General features: G+C 67.1%; 1 protein-coding gene. It reads left to right on the forward strand.

The genetic code is table 11. From position 1 onward, the window contains the following. On the forward strand, nt 1-3,412 hold a 3,412-nt coding region (pyc, locus tag OU682_RS23510; RefSeq protein ID WP_268944608.1), incomplete at both ends, for a pyruvate carboxylase.

A 3,412-nucleotide genomic window follows, 5' to 3' on the forward strand; every position in this document is an offset into this window, starting at 1 on the left:
AGAAAATCCTGATCGCCAACCGGGGCGAGATTGCGATCCGCGTGATGCGGGCGGCCAACGAACTGGGCAAGAAGACGGTCGCGGTCTATGCCGAAGAAGACAAGCTGGGCCTGCACCGCTTCAAGGCGGACGAGGCCTACCGGATCGGCGAGGGTCTGGGACCGGTGGCGGCTTACCTTTCGATCCCCGAGATCATCCGGGTGGCCCGGGAAAGCGGCGCGGACGCGATCCATCCGGGCTATGGCCTTTTGTCGGAAAACCCCGATTTCGTGGATGCCTGCGAGGCGGCCGGGATCACCTTCATCGGCCCCCGCGCGGACACCATGCGCGCCCTTGGCGACAAGGCATCGGCGCGGCGGGTGGCCATCGCGGCGGGCGTGCCCGTGATCCCCGCGACGGAAGTGCTGGGCGAGGACTTCGAGGCGATCAAGCGCGAGGCAGCCGAGATCGGCTATCCCTTGATGCTCAAGGCCTCCTGGGGCGGGGGCGGGCGCGGGATGCGCCCGATCAACGGGCCCGAGGAATTGGTGGACAAGGTCCGCGAGGGACGCCGCGAGGCGGAAGCCGCCTTCGGCAATGGCGAGGGCTATCTGGAAAAGATGATCCTGCGCGCGCGCCATGTCGAGGTGCAGTTGCTGGGCGACACGCATGGCGGCCTTTATCACCTGTATGAACGCGACTGCACCGTGCAGCGGCGCAACCAGAAGGTCGTCGAGCGCGCGCCCGCGCCCTATCTGACCGAAGAACAGCGGGCCGAGGTCTGCGAGTTGGCGCTGAAGATCGGCCGCGCGGTGGGCTATCAGAACGCCGGCACCGTCGAGTTCCTGATGGATATGGAGAGCCAGCGGTTCTACTTCATCGAGGTGAACCCCCGCGTCCAGGTCGAGCATACCGTGACCGAGGAGGTCACCGGCATCGACATCGTCCAGTCGCAGATCCGCATCGCCGAGGGTGCCACGCTGGCCGAGGCGACGGGCGTGGCCAACCAGGACCGGATCACCCTGTCGGGTCACGCGCTGCAATGCCGCGTGACGACCGAGGATCCGCTGAACAACTTCATCCCCGACTATGGCCGGATCACCGCCTATCGCAGCGCCACCGGCAACGGCATCCGGCTGGACGGCGGCACCGCCTATTCCGGAGGCGTGATCACGCGCTATTACGACTCGCTGCTGGTCAAGGTCACGGCCTGGGCGCAGACGCCCGAGGCGGCGATCCGGCGCATGGACCGGGCGCTGCGCGAATTCCGGGTGCGGGGGGTCAGCACGAACATCGACTTCGTCATCAACCTGCTCAAGCACCCGACCTTCCTTGATGACACCTACACGACCAAGTTCATCGACACGACGCCCGAGCTGTTCCACTTCGACAAGCGCCAGGACCGGGCCACCAAGATCCTGACCTATCTGGCCGATATCAGCGTGAACGGGCATCCCGAAACGGCGGGCCGCGCCATGCCGCCCGCCCAGGCCCGTGCGCCCGTGCCGCCCGCGCCCAGGGCCGAACCCGCCTCCGGCACCCGGCAACTGCTGGAGGAAAGGGGCGCGCAGGCGGTGGCCGACTGGATGGCTGCGCAATCGCGGCTCTTGATGACCGACACCACCATGCGCGACGGCCACCAGTCGCTGCTGGCGACCCGCATGCGGTCCATCGACATGATCCGCGTGGCGCCATCTTACGCCGCCAACCTGCCGCAACTGTTCAGCGTGGAGTGCTGGGGCGGGGCGACCTTCGACGTGGCCTACCGCTTCCTGCAGGAATGCCCCTGGCAGCGGCTGCGCGACATCCGCGAACGGATGCCCAACCTGATGACGCAGATGCTGCTGCGCGCATCGAACGGGGTGGGCTATACCAACTATCCCGACAACGTGGTCCAGTCCTTCGTGAAGCAGGCGGCGGAAACCGGCATCGATGTGTTCCGGGTCTTCGACAGCCTCAACTGGGTCGAAAACATGCGCGTCGCCATGGACGCGGTGATCGAGACCGGCAAGATCTGCGAAGGCACGGTCTGCTATACCGGCGACATGCTGGACCCCCAGCGGTCCAAGTATGACCTGGCCTATTATGTCAGGACCGCGCAGGACCTGAAAGCCGCGGGTGCGCATGTGCTGGGCCTCAAGGACATGGCGGGCCTGCTGAAGCCCGCCGCCGCGCGCATCCTGATCAAGGCGCTGAAGGAGGAGGTGGGCCTGCCCGTCCACTTCCACACCCACGACACCTCGGGCCTGGCCGCCGCGACGATCCTGGCCGCCGCCGAGGCTGGCGTGGACGCGGTCGATGCGGCGATGGATGCGTTCAGCGGCGGCACCTCGCAGCCCTGCCTGGGCTCGATCGTCGAGGCGCTGGAGGGGACCGACCGCGACACCGGGCTGGATATCGCGGCGATCCGCCAGATCAGCAACTACTGGGAACGCGTGCGCGAGAACTATGCGGCCTTCGAGAGCGGGCTGCAGTCGCCGGCCTCCGAGGTCTATCTGCACGAGATGCCGGGCGGGCAGTTCACCAACCTCAAGGCGCAGGCGCGGTCCATGGGGCTGGAGGACCGCTGGCACGAGGTGGCGCAGGCCTATGCCGACGTGAACCGCATGTTCGGCGACATCGTCAAGGTCACGCCGTCCTCCAAGGTGGTGGGCGACATGGCGCTGATGATGGTGGCGCAAGGCCTGACACCCGAGCAGGTGATGGATCCGGCGGTCGAGGTCAGCTTCCCCGACAGCGTCGTGGACATGATGAAGGGCAACCTGGGCCAACCCCCCGGCGGCTGGCCCGAGGCGCTGCAGCGCAAGGTCCTGAAGGGCGAGCAGCCCATCACCGACCGCCCCGGCGCGCATCTTGAGCCGGTGGACATCGAGGCCGCGCGGGCAAAGCTGTCGGCCGACCTGGGCGTCGAGATCGACAACGAGGATCTGAACGGTTACCTCATGTATCCCAAGGTCTTCACCGACTACATGGCGCGGCACGAAACCTATGGCCCGGTCCGCACCCTGCCGACGCGCAACTTCTTCTATGGCATGGAGCCGGGCGACGAGATCAGCGTCGAGATCGATCCCGGCAAGACGCTGGAGGTTCGCCTGCTGACCCTGGGCGATACGGACGAAAAAGGCCAGGTCAAGGTCTTCTTCGAGCTGAACGGCCAGCCCCGCCAGGTCCGCGTGCCGAACCGGAAGGCCACCGGCACCAAGGCGGCCCGTCCGAAGGCCGACCCGGCCAACGCGGGCCATGTCGGCGCGCCGATGCCGGGCGTCGTGGCCTCGGTCGCGGCAACGGCGGGGTCGAAGGTCCACCAGGGCGACCTGCTGCTGACCATCGAGGCGATGAAGATGGAAACGGGCCTGCATGCCGACCGCGACGGCACCATCAAGGCCATCCACGTGCGCCCGGGCGAACAGATCGACGCCAAGGACCTGCTGGT

This window comes from Paracoccus benzoatiresistens (assembly GCF_026913015.1).
Taxonomy (GTDB): domain Bacteria; phylum Pseudomonadota; class Alphaproteobacteria; order Rhodobacterales; family Rhodobacteraceae; genus Paracoccus; species Paracoccus benzoatiresistens.